The organism is Blattabacterium punctulatus, from assembly GCF_003226695.1.
Classification (GTDB): domain Bacteria; phylum Bacteroidota; class Bacteroidia; order Flavobacteriales; family Blattabacteriaceae; genus Blattabacterium; species Blattabacterium punctulatus.
Window position 1 is genome coordinate 100,782 of record NZ_CP029808.1, and the last position, 17,512, is coordinate 118,293.

A 17,512-nucleotide genomic window follows, 5' to 3' on the forward strand; every position below is an offset into this window, starting at 1 on the left:
TTATTTTTATCCTAAATAAGGTTTTAGTATTTTACTTCTAGAAGAATGTTTTAATCTTTTTAAGGCTATACTTTCTATTTGTCTTACACGTTCTCTTGTTAAATCACAAGATTGTCCCACTTCTTCTAATGTCATTGGTGGAGATCCATTTAATCCAAAATGTAAAATGATCACTCGACGTTCTCTCTCACTTAAAGTTTCCAAAATTCTTTTTATATCTTTACGAAGAGATTCCTTTTCTAAATGTTCATCTGGACGAGGAGATTCATCAGATTTTACTAAATCGTATAGATTAGAATCCTCTCCATCTATTAATGGAGCATCCATCGAAATATGTCTTCCGGAATTTTTTAAAGATTCCTCTACCTCTTTTTCATTCATCTCTAAATTTTCTGCTATTTCTCTTGCAGAAGGGGTTCTTTGAAGTTCTTGCTCTAATTGAGCAAGAGTTTTAAGTATTTTGTTTAATAATGCCAATTTATTTGTAGGTTGCCGAATAGAACGGGATTGTTCAGCTATAGCTTGTAATATAGCTTGTCTTATCCACCATACAACGTAAGAGATACATTTAAATCCTCTTGTTTCATCAAATCTCAATATACCCTTTATCAATCCTAGATTTCCTTCATTAATTAAATCACATAAACTTAATCCTTGATTTTGATATTGTTTTGCAACAGAAACTACAAAACGTAAATTTGCATTGACTAGTTTATCTATAGCAGATGAATCTCCTTCTCTTGCTCTACGTGCGAATTCAACTTCTTCTTCTGGAGTTAATAATGGAATTTTTCCTATTTCATGAAGATATTTATCTAAAGATTCAGATTCACGATTTGTGACTTGTTTGGTGATTTTAAGTTGTCTCATATTTTTTTATTATTTTACTCATTTTTTAGGACGAGGTAAAAGTATTTTCCTAGAAAGTTTCATTTTTTTATTTTTATCATCAATTCCCATAAATTTTACATCGATGATATCTCCAATTTGAAGTTCATCTTCTATATTATTTAGTCTTTTCCATCCTATTTCAGAAATATGCAACAATCCTTCCACACCTTTAGATATTTCAACAAAAGCTCCAAAATCTTTTATAGATTTTACTTTCGCTTTATAAATTTTTCCTATTTCAGGGACAAAAGTAATTTCTTTAATTCTATGAATTGCTTCCTCTATTTTTTGATAATCTTTTCCTATAATTTCAATATTACCCATATTCTCTTTTTCTTCAATTAAAATACTTGTTTCTGTACAAGATTGTATTTCTTGAATAACTTTACCACCAGGCCCGATTACAGAACCTATAAATTTTTTTGGGATATTGAAAGTATGTATTTTAGGAGCATTAGGTTTTAACTTTTTTCTATATATAGGAAAAGTTTCTAGCATTTTTTTTAGAATAAATCTACGACCTTCTAAAGCTTGTATTAAAATTTTATTTAAAATATCATAAGTTAATCCTTGTATTTTTTTTACATCCATTTGACATGCTGTAATTCCATATTTTGTACCTGTTATTTTAAAATCAAGGTCTCCAAAACTATCTTCTTCTCCCATAATATCAGATAAAATAACTTTTTTTTCTTTATCTATAAATAATCCCATAGAAATACCGGAAACAGGTTTTTCAAGAGAAATTCCGGCATCCATTAATGCTAAACTTGCTGCGCAAACTGTAGCCATAGAAGAAGACCCATTAGATTCTAAAATATCCGAGACTACACGAATCGTATAAGGATTCTCAGGTATAACATTTTTTAAGGCACGTTGTGCTAAATTTCCATGTCCTACTTCACGTCTAGATACACCTCTAATTGTACGTATATCTCCTGTTGAAAAAGGAGGAAAATTATAATGTAGATAAAATTTTTCATGATTTTCCATGATTACATTATCAATTTTATTAGCATCTAAAGAGGATCCTAATGTTACTGTAGTTAATGATTGAGTGTCCCCTCTTGAGAATAAAGCGGATCCATGAACTCCAGGAAGATAATCCACAATACTCCATATTTTTCGGATTTTCTTATTAGTTCTTCCATCTAACCTAATTCCTTCTTTTAAAATCATGTTTCTGATAATTTCTTTTTTTATTTCTTCATAACATTGATCGATAAAAATTTCATTTTTTTCTTGATCATCTATAGGGAATTTTTTTTTAAAATTATTTAAAATTTTATTTTCTTGAATAGATCGGGTTTTTTTATCCAAAAATTGTTTATATAGTTTATAAATTTTTTCATATGAAAAAGAAAAAAGTTTTTTTTTCATAGTTTTCTTTTCCAATAAATATGTATTATCTTCTATATAATTAGGTGCATAAAGTGAAAAGTAAGGATTATTGGATTTTATTTTTAGTAATTTTTCTACTAATCTATTTTGAGCATTTATTTGAATTTTTATTTCTTGATGAGCTATAGTAATCGCATGAATAAATTCATCTTCTGTAATTTCTTTCATTTCTCCTTCTATCATAATAATAGAATTAGTAGAAGCTCCTACTATTAAATCTATATCAGATTTTTTCAATTGATCTAAACTTGGATTTATCAAAAATTTTCCATTTATACGTATGATACGAACTTCTGATATAGGTCCATTAAATGGAATTCCAGAAATAGATAATGCTGTAGAAGCTGCAAGTCCAGCTAATCCATCTGGTAAAACTTTATTATCATATGATAATAAAGAGATCATAATTTGTATTTCTTTTCGAAAAGATTCAGGAAAAGTAGGTCTTAAAACACGATCTACTAATCTCATTGTCAAAATTTCTTCATCAGAAGGTCTTCCTTCCCTTTTTATAAATCCACCAGGAATTTTACCACCTGCAGAATATTTTTCTCTATAATCTACTGTTAATGGTAAAAAATTGGATTCATTTTTTATTTTTTTGGAAATTACTACAGTAGCTAATAGTATTGTATTCCCTATACGTATAATAGCTGAACCGTCTGCCTGTTTAGCTAATTGTCCTGTTTCTATAATAATAGTGCGTCCATCTCCTAGAGAGATAATTTCCTTTACTGTATCTAGCATGTTTAATTTTTTACTTTTGGATTAAAAAAAATAACAAAAATTATGTTTTTTTTATTATTATGTGTGTGTAGTATGAATGATATGAAAAGAAATTATCTGTATGTAATAATGAAGGATTAAAGATTAGATTATTTTCTTAATCCTAGGATTTTGATAATTTTTTTATAACTATTTACATCTTTTTTTTCTATATATTTTAATAATTTTTTTCTTTTTCCTACTAATCTTATCAGTGATCTTTCTGTATTAAAATCTTTTCTATTATTTTTTAAATATTTACTTAAATGATTAATTCGATAAGTGAATAAAGCTATTTGAGATTGAGAAGATCCTGTATCTAAAACGGAAATTCCATATGTTTTAAATATTTCCTTTTTTTTATTTTCAGTTAAATACATAATACAATATCTTTATTTTATAAAGTTAAAAATATTTTATAAATATGTATTTATACTTTATTTTAATTTAAGTATAGAATCTAGATATTTTCTATCATTAGATAAACGAGGAACTTTATTTTGACCTCCTAGTTTTTTATGCATTTTTAACCAATCGTAGAATAATCCAGTTCTAGCTATATATATAACAGGGGGACGTAAAACCATATTTTTATATCGTTTAATTTCATAATCAGAATTCAATGATTTTAATTCATTATCTAAAATATCTCTAAAATAGGATAAATCTTTTGGAGTTTTTTTAAATTCTATAATCCATTCATGAGCTCCAGAATTTTTTTGGTTCATGTAAATTGGTCCTGCCGTATATTCATGAATAATAGAATTTGTTTTTAAACAAGTTTTTTTTAAAGCTATTTCTGCATTTTCTATAATTAATTCTTCTCCAAAAGAATTGATATAATGATTTGTTCTCCCTGAAATAGATATACGATATGGATATATACTAGTAAATTTAATAGTATCTCCAACTATGTATCTCCATAGTCCAGCATTGGTAGAAATAACTAAAGCATAATTTTTATTTAATTCTACCTTATCAATAGGAAAAATTTTTGGATAAGGTTTATGGAATTCTTCCATAGGAATAAATTCATAAAAAATTCCATGATCTAATAAAAGTAAAAGACCATCAACATTTTTTTGATCTTGTACGGCAAAAAATCCTTCGGATGAACTGTACACATCATAATAATTAATAGGTGTATTAAATAAATCATTATATTGTTTAATATAGGGATTAAAATTAACCCCTCCATGGAATATAACTTCTAAATTAGGCCATATTTCATTTATTTTTTGTTTATTCAATTTGCTTAATAATCGATTTAAAAAAATTAATAGCCAAGAACAAACTCCTAATAAAATACGAACATCTTTGGATGCAGTTACTTTTACTAAAGTTTCTAATTTTTTTTCCCATTCACTCATTAAGGCAATTTTTTTTCTAGGAATACTAATATATTCTGCCCAAAATGGAAGATTTTTTATTAAAATGGAAGATAAATCTCCATAAAAAGTATTGTATTTTTTACATAATTCATGACTACCTCCTAAACGTAGAGCTTTTCCAAAGAATACTTTTGTTTCTGGGTGATTATGAATATATATAGATAGCATATCTTTTCCAGCTTTATAATGACAATCATGCATAGAAAAAGTAGTAACAGGAATGTATTTACTTTTTGTATTAGTAGTACCAGAAGATCTAGCAAACCATTTTACTTTTCCAGGCCATAATATATCCTTTTCACCTTTACGAATTCTTTTAATTATAGGAATTAAATCTATATAATTGCATATAGGAATTCTTTCAGAAAATTGTTGATATTCTTTAATATCTTGAAATCCGTATTTTTTTCCAAATTCTGTTTTTTTTGCATAAAATATCATTTTATGGATTAACTTATGTTGTATTTTTATTGGTGATCGTATGATCGATTCTATTTTTTTTATTCTTTTTTTTATAAAAGAAGATGTTAAATATCCAGATAAATATTTCATTATAATGAAATTTTTTAATTAATCAAAAATAAATTTTTGAATTATTTTTTTTGGGATAAATAAATAGAAACAATTCCAAAAGTCAATTCTTTTGTAGAATAATTTTTAAATCCGTGGTATTTTAATAGTTTTTTCATTTTTTTTCCATAATAAGAAAAATATTTAATAGATTCTTGTAAATAGTTATAAGCAAAATGGTTTTTTGAAAAAAAAGTTCCTATTCTAGTTAAAATAGAATTAGAATAAAGATGATAAAATATTTTTATATAAGGATTCGAAGGATTGGAAAATTCTAAAATTTCTAAAATTCCTAAAGGTTTTAGTATTCTATATATTTCTTGTAAAGAAAGGTGAAGATATTTAAAATTTCTTATTCCAAACGAAATAGTTACTAAATCAAAAGTATTTTTTTCAAAAGGGATATTTTGTGAATATCCTTGAATTAAAGTTATTCTTTTTTCTAAAAAATTTTTTTTTATTTTATTCTTTGCTATTTTTAGCATTTTTTCAGAAGGATCTAAACCAATAATAGAAGCATTCTTAAATTTTTTTGCTAGTAATATAGCTAAATCTCCAGTTCCAGTAGCCAAATCTAATATTTTTTTGTATTTTTTTTTTTAATAGTGATTAGTAAATTTATTACTTTTTTTCTCCATAATATATCTATTCCAAAAGACAATATATGATTCAGAAAATCATATTTTGAAGAGATACTATCAAACATTTTTGTTAATTTATCTTCTGATGAAATAGAATTTTTGTTCATAAATGATATGAATTAATATTTACTTATTAAGTTATTAAGAAAAACGATTTTTTATTTAAAAATTTTATTTTTTTTTGCTTTTTATTTTTAATGATTATTTTTATTAAAAAAAAATGATTCGATCAATAATTACAGGAACTGGACATTACTTACCAAATAAAATTATAAGTAATAATCATTTTTTAAAACATACCTTTTACGATAAAAAAGGATTAAAAAGTGAAAAACCTAATGAAGAAATTATCAAAAAGTTTCAAAAAATTACAGAAATAGAAGAAAGAAGATATATAAATAATTCATTATTGAATTCTGATATTGCTTTTATAGCAGCAAAAAGAGCTTTAATAAATTCTAAAATTAATAAAGAAAAAATAGATTATATTATTTCTGCCCATAATTATGGAGATATTCATCCTATTTCTTTTCAATCTGATTTAATGCCATCTATAGCTTCTAGAGTGAAAAATAAACTCCAAATAAAAAATAAAAAATGTCGTCCATATGATATGATTTTTGGTTGCCCAGGATGGATAGAAGGAATGATATTAGCAGATCAACTTTTAAGATCTAAAAACGCTACAAATATTTTGATTACCAGTTCTGAAACTTTATCTAAAGTAATAGATCCACATGATAAAAATTCTATGATTTTTTCAGATGGAGCGGGAGCTGCAGTTTTATCCGCTATCGAAATAGTAGAAGATAATCAAGGAATTATTTATTATGATACTCAATGCAATAATAATGAGGAACTACATTATTTAACTAATGGTCCCTCTTTAAATCCTAATTATAAAAAATCTTTAGTGAATATTAAAATGAATGGAAGACGTATTTATGAATATGCATTAAAAGAAGTTCCAAATATGCTAAAAAAAATATTAGATCATTCGAATTTGCATATTAAAGATCTTAAAAAAATTCTTATTCATCAAGCTAATGCAAAAATGGATTATGCTATTTTAAAAAGATTATTGAACTTGTATGAGTATTCATTTTCAAATAAAGATTTTTGTAAAAATTTAATGCCAATGACTATTCAAGAATTTGGAAATTCTTCTGTATCCACTGTTCCAACTCTATTGGATTTAATTCTTCAAAAAAAAATGCCTCCTCATGAAATTAATCCTGGAGATACTATATTAATGGCTTCATTAGGAGCAGGTATGAATATTAATGGAATGGTTTATCGTTTTCCTAAAAAAAAAATTAAAAAATATTATGAAAAAAAAAATACATCCAGAAAATTATAGACCTGTTGTATTTAAAGATATTAACAACGAAATACTATTTATTTGTAGATCTACCGTCAATACAAAAGAATCCATTAAAATAGATGAATCTACTTATCCACTATATAAAATGGAAATATCTAGTTATTCTCATCCATTTTTTACTGGAGAAAAAAAATTTTTAGGTAAAACAGGACCAGCAGAAAAATTTAAAAAAAAATACGAAAAATATAAAAAATTTTAATATAAATTATCTTAATATATGGATTATTTCATATTATACGATGGTAATACTGAATGGAAAAATTTACTTCCTATCACATTTACTAGACCAGTATCAGAAATTCGAGTAGGAATATTTACAATAAGAGAAAGATGGGAAAGATATATTGGAGGAAAAGCTTTTGTTCTTACAAAACCTTTTCTTTCAAAGAAATATTCTTTTGGAATAGAAAAAAAAATGGGGATGCACAAAAATATATTACTAATCAATTCTTCATTTATTCCAAATGAAAAATTGATTCAAATAATTTTTGAATTAAAAGAAAATGAGGCAATTTTTTTTAAAGAAAAAATGGTAGCTGTCCGAAAATCTATTTTTTATTATAGAAAAGATACTCCATTTTTAAAAAAATATAAAAAAATATATCATATTAACCAGGTAATTTATATTCAATATCCATGGGATATATTTATAAATAATGAAATTATCTTAAAACAAGATTTTCATTTTTTAACAAAAGGAAAAAATTCGTTTTCTCTATTTGGAAAAAATAACCTTCTTTGTAAAGAAAAAATTTTTTTAGAAGAAGATATGACAGCCGAAAATATTGTATTAAATGCAAAATTTGGTCCAATTTATCTTGAAAAAGAAGTTCAAATAATGGAAGGATCTATGATTAGAGGGCCTGTAGCTATTTGTAATAAATCCATCTTAAATATGGGATCTAAAATATATGGGGGGACAACGATTGGTCCTAATTGTAAAGTAGGAGGAGAAATTAAAAATTCTATTATTTTTTCTTATTCTAATAAAGCTCATGATGGGTTTTTGGGAAATACGGTTTTGGGGGAATGGTGTAATTTAGGAGCTGGTACCAATATTTCTAATTTAAGAAATGATTATTCTAAAGTTAAAGTTTGGAGTTACGAAAAAAAAAATTTTTTTCCTATTGATGTTCAATTTTTTGGAATGATCATGGGCGATTATTCCAAATCTTCAATCAATACTCAATTTAATACAGCTACAATAGTAGGTGTAAATACAAATATCTTTGGATATGGATTCCCTCCTAGATATATTCCTTCTTTTTCTTTAGGTGGAATACAAAATAGAAAAGTAATTCCTTTTGGAAAGGTTTGTGAAACTGCTGAAATAATGATGAATAGAAGAAATATTTCTTTTTCTTTTTTAGATAAAGAAATATTAGAATATTTATATCATTCGATGGGTAATAAAATATAACTTATTTATTACTTTATTATTTTAAGAACAAATAGAATTATAATATAAATTTTTTATCAAAACTATAAAAAATATTGGTTATTTGGTTTTTAATATAAATAAAAATGATTTTATGCTGAAATAGAATTTAGGTTATCCTAGAATAGATATCCAAATAGAATTGAAAAAATATTGTGAATTTTATTGGTCCAATAAGATCGGATTGAAGTATTTATTGAACATTGGTTATAAAATACGAAAAGAAAATTGGAAAATACAAGAACATGCTGGTTTAGATTTGATTCCATGTAATGATTTTAGTTTTTATGATCATGTTCTAGACATGTCTTTTTTATTAGGATCTATTCCAAAATATTATTCTTTAATCCCTATGAAACATGATATAGATCTTTATTTTTACCTGACTAGAGGAGTTCAAAAAGATGGATGTAATATATATAAAGGTAATGGAAATGACTAAATGGTTTAATACTAATAATTATCATTATATAGTTCCAAAATTTTAAAAAAATCAAAAATTCTATATTTTATCCCAAAAAATATTTAATGAATTTGAATAAGTAAGTAAAGTTATAAAAAAAATTAAAAAATTAAAAGATCAAGGAGCTACTTGTATTCATATTCAAATAGATGAACCAATTTTAGTTTTAGATTTATCTCAAAAAGAAATAGAAGCATTTAAATATGATTATCAAGAAATATCTAAAATTTGTTCGGAAATAAATATTTTACTCACATCCTATTTTTATGGAATTTCAAAAAATATTTTTCTTCTTAAAAATCTTTCTATCCAAGCTTTACATATTGATTTAATAGAAAATCCAGAAAAATTAGAAATAATCTTAGATTTTTTAATAGATAAAAAAACAATTTTATCTTTAGGATTAATCGATTTAGAAAATATTATAAAAGTAAATAATTCTATTTTAATAAAAAATTTGGAATTTAGATTGATTAACCTTCTATTAGAGAAGAATTACCTTTGAAAAAAAAAGATTGGGATTTTTATTTTAAATGGTCTATTAAAGTCTTTCGTCTTTCTTCAAGTGGTGTGGAAGATGAAACAAAAATTTATACACATATGTATTACAGTGAGTTTAATGATATATTAAAACATATAGCAGATCTATATGCCGATGTAATTACTTTAGAAACTTCTAGATCAAGAATGAAATTATTAAAGGCATTTTCAAAATTTTATTATCCAAATGAAATTGGAGCAGGGGTATATGATATTCATTCTCCAAGAATTCCTACTGTAGAAAAAATATTCGATTTAATTCAAAAATCTTCTAATAGAAGACTAATTAGAAATATTGATATTAATCCAGATTGTTGATTTTAAAAACTATAAAATGGGATGAAGTATAATAAAATTACTGAAAAATATGATAGAATAGGCAAAAATAACTATAAAAAAATTGATTAATTAGATTTTTATTTTATAAAATATTTGAAATGACATTACAGAATAAAGAAGAAAAAATTAAAAAGGAATTTCTTCTTCTCAAGAATTGGGAAGAAAAATATGAATACATTATAGATTTAGGAAAAAATTTACCAAAAAAGTCCAATATTTTTAGATCTGAAGATAAATTAATTCATGGATGTCAATCTAATGTTTGGTTGGAAGCTAAATTAAAAGGAGTACGTATTTTTTTTGATGCAGATAGTGATGCTCTTTTACCTAGAGGAATGGCTGCTATTATGATTCGTATATATTCAGGTCATTTTCCATTTGAAATTATTTCATATAAGGCCAATTTTATTTCTGAAATTGGGTTTCGAACATTTTTATCCCCGATTCGTGCTAATGGTATACTTTTATTTTTAAAAAAAATTAAGTTTTATGCAATAGCTTTTAATGAAAAAATTTCTGTTAGCTTGAATGGTAAGAATACATAGGAATTTTACCATTCTTTTATTTTTTATAAAAAAAAATTATGAAATTCCAAACTATTAATCCTGTTGATAATAATATATTAAATACTTATTCTTTTATAGAGGATCAAAAAATTAATGATAAACTTAATTTAGCTAATAAAGCATATGAAGAATGGAAATATCTTTCTTTTTCTTCTAGGATGGAATATATTAATAAACTAATATCTTCCATGAAAGGTGTTTTAGATATTTTATCATATTTAATAACCCAAGAAATGGGAAAACCTATAACGCAATCACGTAAAGAAGTAAATAAAAGTATCAATTTATGCAAATATTATATTGATTTAGAAGAATCTATTTTTTTTCAAAATATCTATACTGAATATAAAAAATCTTACATTCGATTTGAACCTATAGGTCCTATATTAGGAATTATGCCTTGGAACTATCCTATTTGGCAAACTATAAGATATACAATTCCTAATATTTTACTAGGAAATGTAATTATTTTGAAACCTGCTATTAATACGGTAGGTTGTTCTATTCTTTTAGAAAAAATATTTATTGAATCTGGATTTCCAAAAGGAATTTTTCAAGTTTTTTTAATAGATATACCTAAAATAGAATTAGTAATAGAAAATCCTATCATACAAGGAGTCACTTTTACAGGAAGTTATTTAACTGGGAGTCATATAGGAAATATAGCAGGTAAACATATTAAAAAATCTATTTTAGAATTAGGAGGAAATGATGCTTTTATTGTCATGAAAGATGTAAACAATATCCAAGAAACGGCAAAATTGGCTACAGAGTCGAGATTAAATAATACAGGACAATCGTGTATTTCTGCTAAACGGTTTATTATAGATCATTCTATTGTAGATGATTTTATAGATCTTGTTATTCAAGAAATGAAAAAATATCATCAAGGAGATTTATATGAGGAATCTACTAATATAGGTTATATTGCTCGTTCAGACTTATCGGAAAAATTGTATAAACAATATAAGAATATTATTTCATCTAATAGATGTAAAATATGCTTAGAAACTAAAAAAAATGGAAATTTTTTTTCTCCTTCTTTATTAAGAATAGAAGATAATAATTTATTTTTTTCAGAGGAAATATTTGGTCCAATAGGATTAGTTTATACTTTTTATAATGAAAAAGAAATTCCTTCTATTGTTAATGCTACTTGTTATGGATTAGGAGCATCTATATGGACTAAAAATTTAAAAAAAGCAGAAATATTATCCCAAAAAATAAATACTGGAATGGTATTTGTTAATGAAATTGTAAAATCAGATCCTCGTTTCCCTTTTGGAGGAGTAAAAAAATCTGGATATGGAAGAGAACTTTCGGCTCTATCTATAAAAGAATTTTCTAATTGGAAAACTATTATTATAAAAAAATAAGATCATAAAATTTTTCGCATTCTTGATACAGATATTTTCATTTGATTTCTATATTTAGCTACAGTTCTTCGAGCTACTATATATCCTTTTTTTTTTAAAATTTTTGATAATTTTTCATCAGTAAATGGTTTTTTTTTATTTTCTTTTTCAATAAATTCTCCTAATAATTTTTTGATTTCAATGGAAGAAATTTCTTTTCCTTCTTTATTAATCATTTTTTCAGAAAAAAAACTTTTTATCAAGAATGTTCCATATGGAGTATTCACATATTTACTATTAGCAACACGAGAAACAGTGGATATTCCTACTCCAATTTTTTGGGATATATTTTTTAAAATCATAGGTTTTATTTTATATGGATCTCCAGTAAAAAAATATTCTTTTTGATAATCCATAATAGCGTTCATTGTTAACATTAATGTATTTTTACGTTGTTTTATTGATTCGACAAACCATTTAGCAGAATCTATTTTTTGTTTTATAAAAAAAATAGTATTATTATCATTTTTTTTCATATTTTTTTTTGAATACTTATAAGATTTCAACATATCTAAATATATAGAAGATATTTTTAATTCTGGCGTATTTTTATGATTTAGAGATAGTTCTAAATTACCTTCTACAATACAAATTGTAAAATCGGGAATTAAATGATTTAAATTTCTAGTATTTTCAGAATATATTTTACCTGGTTTTGGATTCAATTTTTCTATTTGAAAAATAGCTTTTCGTAAATTTTTTTTTGTTATTCCTAATTTATTTTGCAGCTTTTGATAATGTTTTTTTGTAAAAAATTCAAAATTATTTTGTATAATATTTTTGGCAAGAAAAACCTCTGTGGATTTTTTTTTATTTTCTAATTGTATAAGAATACATTCTTGTAAATTTCTAGCTCCTATTCCTATAGGATCTAGTTTTTGGATATAATTTGAAAGTAATTTTTCAATTTTTTCTTCAGTAACAGATATTCCAAGTATCAAAAATATATCATCTACTATAGAAGGAATTGGTCTTCTTATATATCCATCTTCATCTATATTTCCTATTATAAAATCTGATATCAATAAATCTTCCTTATTTAAAAAACGAAAAGTATGCAATTGATTTTTTAAATATTCTTGAAAAGAAATTCCAGAAATTATTGGGATATATTTTTTTTCACTATGATTTTGATTAGGGATATTATTTTTGAAATCCAAAATTTCATCATCACTTAAATATTCATCAATATTTATTTCATCACTATCTATAGATGGATTTTGATCTTCTGAAAGATCCATCATGTTTTCTGATATATCTAAATTTTCCTCTTCTTCACTAATACTGATAGAATTTAATAGATCTTCTTCCATTTCTAATGCTGGATTTTCTTCCAATTCCTGTTTAACTCTTTGTTCAAAATCCAAAGTAGATAATTGCACCAATTTCATTAGTTTTATTTGCTGGGGAGAAAGTTTTTGTTTTCCTTTCTGTAATAATTTTTGTTTTAACATGTTTTAGAATTCTGCATTATTTGGTGTTCTTGGAAAAGGAATCACATCACGAATATTTTTCATTCCTGTAATAAATTGAACTAAACGATCAAATCCTAATCCAAATCCACTATGAGGAACAGTACCAAAACGACGGGTATCTAAATACCACCAAAGTTTTTTATCATCTATTTTTGTATCTTTCATTCGTTTCAATAAAAGATCATAACGTTCTTCTCTTTGAGATCCTCCGATAATTTCTCCTATTTTTGGAAACAAAATATCCATAGCCCTCACTGTTTTTCCATCATTATTTATCCGCATGTAAAAAGCTTTAATACCGGCAGGATAATCAAAAACAATGACAGGATGTTGAAAATGGTCATTCACTAAATATTGTTCATGTTCGGATTGTAAATCCATCCCCCAAATTACTGGATTAAAAAATTTTTTATTTTTTTCAAGAATCTTTATAGCTTCAGTATAACTAATCCTTTTAAATGGAAATTTTAATATAAGTTCTAGTTTATCTAAAATGGAAAAATTATCCTCTTGATTCCATTTTTTTATATTTTCTTTTAAAAAAGATAAATCTTCCACACAATTTTCAATAATATATCGTATGATAAATTTTAAAAAATCTTCTGCTAAATTCATATTTTCTTCTAAATGATAAAAGGCAATTTCTGGTTCTATCATCCAAAATTCGGATAAATGTCGTGAAGTATTGGAATTTTCTGCACGAAAAGCAGGTCCAAAAGTATATACTTTTCCTAAAGATAAAGAAGCAGTTTCAGCTTCTAATTGTCCAGAGACACTAAGATAGGTTTTACATTTAAAAAAATCTTTTTTATAATCTATTATATCTCCTTTTTTTATACATGGAATATTTTTTAAATCCATAGTCGTAACCTGAAACATATTTCCAGCTCCTTCAGCATTTAAAGTAGTAATAATTGGAGTATTAATATAAAAAAATCCATGTTCATGAAAATATTTATGTATAGAAAAAGCTATATGATGACGTATACGTATAATACTACTAAAAATACTTGTACGGAAACGTAAATGTGCTTGTTGACGGAGTTTTTCTAAACTATGTTTTTTCGGTTGTAAAATAGATTTTTGAAAATTTTTTTGGTCTACTTTTCCATATATACTTATATATAAAGATTTAATTTCTATAGATTGTTTTTTCCCTATACTTTTTTTTAGGATTCCTATAACTTTAATAGATGTTCCAATTGTTATTTTTTTTATCAATTTTTTATCTATATTTTTAGATAAAACGATTTGAATATTTTTAATGGTAGATCCATCGTTTAATGCAATAAAAATAGAATTACGAAAAAAACGTATCCATCCCTCAACTAAAACTTTTTTTTCTAAAAAAAAATTACCATTATTCAACAATTCTTTAATCGAATATTTTTTTATCATAAAATATCCATATTTTTATATTTTTAAAATTTCTTTTTCTTTATAAAGAAAAAGATTATCAATATTTTGAATATATTCAATCGTTATTTTTTGTATACGATTTTCTCCTGATTTAGATAAATCTTGGGTCAATTTTAATTTTTTTATGGATTGATTATTTTTTTTTCGTATTATTCTCACGGATATTTTTGCCTGTTCTATTTGTTTTTTTATTTTTTTGATCAAATTTTTTCTTCCTTCTTCTGTAATAATAGGAATATTAATTTGAATATAGTCTCCTTTATTAGTAGGCATAATTCCTAAATTAGTATCTATAATGGCTTTATCTATATATGAAATAAGAGATCGATCCCAAGGTTGAACTGTGAGAGTCATATTATCTACAATATTAATATTGGCTACTTCTATTAAAGGTAAAAAAGTACCATAACACTTTATTTTTATTTTTTCTAAAACGGAAAGAATGGATTTACTTCCTAAACGAATAGAATAAATTTCCTCTTGTAATTTTTTTAAAATTATTTTCATGTTTTTTTTACAAGAAGAAAAAATTTTATTTAATTCATCCATAATTTTTTATTATTTTTTAGAAACTAAGGTACCTATTTCTTCTCCGGAAATTACTTTTTTAAAATTACCTTTTCTATTGATATCAAAAATAATAATGGGTAAATTATTTTCATTTCCTAAAATAAAAGCGGTTTGATCCATCACTTTTATTCCCATTTGATAAGCCATATCAAAGGATATTTTTTTTAATTTTTTAGCATATTTATCTTTTTCTGGATCTTTAGTATAGACTCCATCAACTCTAGTTCCTTTCAATAAAACATCGGCCTTTATTTCTATAGCACGTAATACAGCTGCTGTATCTGTAGTAAAATAAGGATTCCCTAATCCTGCTACAAATATAACTACTCTTCCTTTTTCTAAATGATGAATAGCTTTATCCTTGACAAAAGGTTCCGCAATTTGATCCATTCTAATAGCTGTTTGTATAGAGGTACATATTCCAATATTTTCTAAGTAAGATTGTAGTGCAATTCCATTTATAACAGTAGCCAGCATTCCCATATAATCTCCACCTATACGATCTATTGTACTATTTAACCTAGAATAACCTCTAAATATATTTCCTCCACCAATAACTATAGCTACTTGTCCACCCATATCTACAACTTTTTTTACTTCTTCCGCATGTTGTTGAAGACGAGTAGAATGAAGTCCAAAATTCTTATTTCCCATAAGAGATTCTCCACTTAATTTCAATAATGATCTTTTGTACTTCATGGAAAAATTCCTAACTTCTCATAAGAATCTATGATTTTATTTATGGAAAGGACAAAAGCAGATGTCCGCATAGTTTCTATTTTTAATGTTTTTTTTAAATCATGAATTTTATGAAATCCACTAATCATTGTATCTTCTAACCCACTACGTACTAAATCTATTTCTCTTGGTCCTCTCAAAATATTTTTTTTTTCTTCTTTTGGAATTTTTTTATGAGAAATAGTTTCAATAACCTGTAAAAGGTCAAAATTCATATTTTCATTAAATCTTTTTTCCATACGACCATAACGTACATGACTTAAGTTTTTTAACCATTCAAAATAAGAAACTGTCACTCCTCCAGCATTTAAATAAATATCTGGAACTATAATTACCCCCATTTTTCCTAATATTTCATCCGCTTCAGGAGTTACCGGGCCATTTGCCGCTTCTCCAATAATTTTTGCTTTAATACGATTAGCATTATTCTTATGTATAACATTTTCTAATGCAGCAGGTATAAGGATATCACATTCTAATTCTAATGCTTTTTCTGTATTTTCAATATTTTTTGATTCTGGAAAATTTAATATGGATCCAGTATTTTTTAAATGTAGTATTACTTTAGATACATTTAATCCTTTTTTATTGTAAATAGCTCCCTCTCTTTCTGCTAAAGCAACAATAATAGCACCTGATTCATGAAAAAAATTAGCGGCATGATAACCTACATTTCCTAGACCTTGTATTATAACTTTTTTTCCATCTAATCCTAAATCCAGACCAATAGAAAACATATATTCTTTCATACAACATAATTCTCTAATTCCGTAAAAAACTCCTAATCCAGTTGCTTCTTTTCTACCTCTAACACCTCCTTGAGAAATAGGTTTTCCAGTTACACAGGCTAAGGCATCTACTTCTCCAGGAAGTATAGATAGAAAAGTGTCAAAAATCCAGCTCATTTCTCTTTCTCCAGTTCCATAATCAGGAGCTGGAACATCAATTCCTGGACCTATAAAATTTTTTTTAATTAATTCAGAAGTATAACGACGTGTAATTTTTTCTATATTTTCTACAGAAATATTTTGTGGATCTATTTTAATTCCACCTTTAGATCCACCAAAAGGTACATCTACAATAGCACATTTATATGTCATAAGTGCAGCTAAAGTCATAATTTCATCTTGATTTACTTTTATACTATATCTGATCCCTCCTTTACAGGGTAATTTATGATGAGAGTGTTGGACTCTATAGGCTTCAATAACTTTGATTTTTTTTCCTATTTTTACAGGAAAGTGCATACGATATACAGCATTACAATATTTAATTTGTTCTAAAAGTCCTTTTTCAATAGAAATAAATCGTGCTGCTTTATCAAAATTTTTTTCTATACAACTAAAAAAACTATTATATGTAACAGCTTTATTTTTATTTTTTTTTGACATAAAAAAAATTTTTACACATTTTTAAATCTAAAATGAAAAAATTCAAAAAAAAATGCTGTATTTATTAAATACAAATCTACGTATTATGTTGAAATATTTTTTAAATATACAAAAT

Annotated in this window: 20 protein-coding genes; 9 read left to right on the plus strand and 11 right to left on the minus strand. The window is 24.9% G+C overall.

The window, feature by feature from the left end; all coding sequences use genetic code 11:
* Positions 1-6 precede the first annotated feature (6 nt).
* The 6 genes from DM780_RS00500 to DM780_RS03035 all read right to left on the minus strand — a co-directional run bounded on the left by DM780_RS00500 (position 7) and on the right by DM780_RS03035 (position 5,766).
* A complete protein-coding gene (locus DM780_RS00500; protein WP_110548552.1) occupies positions 7-870 on the minus strand; it encodes a sigma-70 family RNA polymerase sigma factor in 864 nt (287 codons plus the stop codon).
* An 18-nt stretch (positions 871-888) separates the two neighbouring features.
* Positions 889-3,039, minus strand: coding sequence for a polyribonucleotide nucleotidyltransferase (locus tag DM780_RS00505; RefSeq protein WP_110548553.1), 2,151 nt, complete (start codon positions 3,037-3,039; stop codon positions 889-891).
* A 128-nt stretch (positions 3,040-3,167) separates the two neighbouring features.
* Positions 3,168-3,437, minus strand: coding sequence for a 30S ribosomal protein S15 (gene rpsO, locus DM780_RS00510; protein ID WP_014246054.1), 270 nt, complete (start codon positions 3,435-3,437; stop codon positions 3,168-3,170).
* A gap of 57 nt (positions 3,438-3,494) precedes the next feature.
* Positions 3,495-5,000, minus strand: a complete 1,506-nt coding sequence (locus DM780_RS00515) for a GH3 auxin-responsive promoter family protein (protein WP_110548554.1) — start codon at positions 4,998-5,000, stop codon at positions 3,495-3,497.
* Between the two features lie 41 nt (positions 5,001-5,041).
* Positions 5,042-5,590: a ubiquinone/menaquinone biosynthesis methyltransferase gene (locus DM780_RS00520; RefSeq protein WP_262494722.1), complete on the minus strand. Its 549-nt coding sequence runs from the start codon at positions 5,588-5,590 to the stop codon at positions 5,042-5,044.
* Positions 5,591-5,592: 2 nt separating this feature from the next.
* Positions 5,593-5,766: a class I SAM-dependent methyltransferase gene (locus tag DM780_RS03035; protein ID WP_262494723.1), complete on the minus strand. Its 174-nt coding sequence runs from the start codon at positions 5,764-5,766 to the stop codon at positions 5,593-5,595.
* 113 nt (positions 5,767-5,879) lie between these two features.
* Here DM780_RS03035 and DM780_RS00525 point away from each other — a divergent pair, with 113 nt between their 5' ends.
* The 9 genes from DM780_RS00525 (at position 5,880) to DM780_RS00550 (ending at position 11,765) form a co-directional block, all read left to right on the plus strand.
* Complete coding sequence (locus tag DM780_RS00525) at positions 5,880-7,019, plus strand: 3-oxoacyl-ACP synthase III family protein (protein WP_110548555.1); 1,140 nt, start codon at positions 5,880-5,882, stop codon at positions 7,017-7,019.
* Entirely contained in the window at positions 6,988-7,242 is a 255-nt protein-coding gene (locus DM780_RS00530; RefSeq protein ID WP_110548556.1) for a type B 50S ribosomal protein L31, read from the plus strand. The genes DM780_RS00525 and DM780_RS00530 overlap by 32 nt, the downstream gene beginning before the upstream one ends.
* An 18-nt stretch (positions 7,243-7,260) precedes the next feature.
* Complete coding sequence (locus DM780_RS00535) at positions 7,261-8,463, plus strand: putative sugar nucleotidyl transferase (RefSeq protein ID WP_110548557.1); 1,203 nt, start codon at positions 7,261-7,263, stop codon at positions 8,461-8,463.
* 160 nt (positions 8,464-8,623) lie between these two features.
* Positions 8,624-8,923 (plus strand): uroporphyrinogen decarboxylase/cobalamine-independent methonine synthase family protein, encoded by a 300-nt coding sequence (locus tag DM780_RS03010; protein ID WP_262494724.1) that lies wholly within the window; start codon positions 8,624-8,626, stop codon positions 8,921-8,923.
* On the plus strand, positions 8,916-8,969 hold the full coding sequence (locus DM780_RS03040; RefSeq protein ID WP_262494727.1) for a hypothetical protein: 54 nt from the start codon (positions 8,916-8,918) through the stop codon (positions 8,967-8,969). Before DM780_RS03010 ends, DM780_RS03040 begins: the two co-directional genes overlap by 8 nt.
* Before the next feature lie 132 nt (positions 8,970-9,101).
* Positions 9,102-9,449 carry a hypothetical protein gene (locus tag DM780_RS03015; protein ID WP_235611999.1) on the plus strand — a complete coding sequence of 116 codons (348 nt, stop codon included), beginning with the start codon at positions 9,102-9,104 and terminating at the stop codon, positions 9,447-9,449.
* Complete coding sequence (locus tag DM780_RS03020; RefSeq protein ID WP_235611993.1) at positions 9,446-9,802, plus strand: hypothetical protein; 357 nt, start codon at positions 9,446-9,448, stop codon at positions 9,800-9,802. The genes DM780_RS03015 and DM780_RS03020 overlap by 4 nt, the downstream gene beginning before the upstream one ends.
* 119 nt (positions 9,803-9,921) lie before the next feature.
* Complete coding sequence (locus DM780_RS00545; protein WP_110548558.1) at positions 9,922-10,368, plus strand: SufE family protein; 447 nt, start codon at positions 9,922-9,924, stop codon at positions 10,366-10,368.
* Positions 10,369-10,406: 38 nt separating this feature from the next.
* Positions 10,407-11,765 carry an aldehyde dehydrogenase family protein gene (locus DM780_RS00550; RefSeq protein ID WP_110548559.1) on the plus strand — a complete coding sequence of 453 codons (1,359 nt, stop codon included), beginning with the start codon at positions 10,407-10,409 and terminating at the stop codon, positions 11,763-11,765.
* 2 nt (positions 11,766-11,767) lie between these two features.
* On the opposite strand, the gene rpoN is transcribed toward DM780_RS00550, so the two are convergent.
* From rpoN to DM780_RS00575, 5 genes are read right to left on the minus strand one after another with little or no spacing between them, the layout of a single operon-like run.
* A complete protein-coding gene (rpoN, locus tag DM780_RS00555; protein WP_110548560.1) occupies positions 11,768-13,258 on the minus strand; it encodes an RNA polymerase factor sigma-54 in 1,491 nt (496 codons plus the stop codon).
* A gap of 3 nt (positions 13,259-13,261) precedes the next feature.
* Positions 13,262-14,677: an asparagine--tRNA ligase gene (gene asnS / locus DM780_RS00560; RefSeq protein WP_110548561.1), complete on the minus strand. Its 1,416-nt coding sequence runs from the start codon at positions 14,675-14,677 to the stop codon at positions 13,262-13,264.
* Positions 14,678-14,692: 15 nt separating this feature from the next.
* Entirely contained in the window at positions 14,693-15,247 is a 555-nt protein-coding gene (locus tag DM780_RS00565; protein ID WP_110548562.1) for a ribosome-recycling factor, read from the minus strand.
* 9 nt (positions 15,248-15,256) lie between these two features.
* Positions 15,257-15,967 carry a UMP kinase gene (gene pyrH / locus DM780_RS00570; protein WP_014246065.1) on the minus strand — a complete coding sequence of 237 codons (711 nt, stop codon included), beginning with the start codon at positions 15,965-15,967 and terminating at the stop codon, positions 15,257-15,259.
* Positions 15,964-17,397, minus strand: coding sequence for a Glu/Leu/Phe/Val family dehydrogenase (locus tag DM780_RS00575; RefSeq protein WP_110548563.1), 1,434 nt, complete (start codon positions 17,395-17,397; stop codon positions 15,964-15,966). The genes pyrH and DM780_RS00575 overlap by 4 nt, the downstream gene beginning before the upstream one ends.
* Between the last annotated feature and the right edge of the window lie 115 nt (positions 17,398-17,512).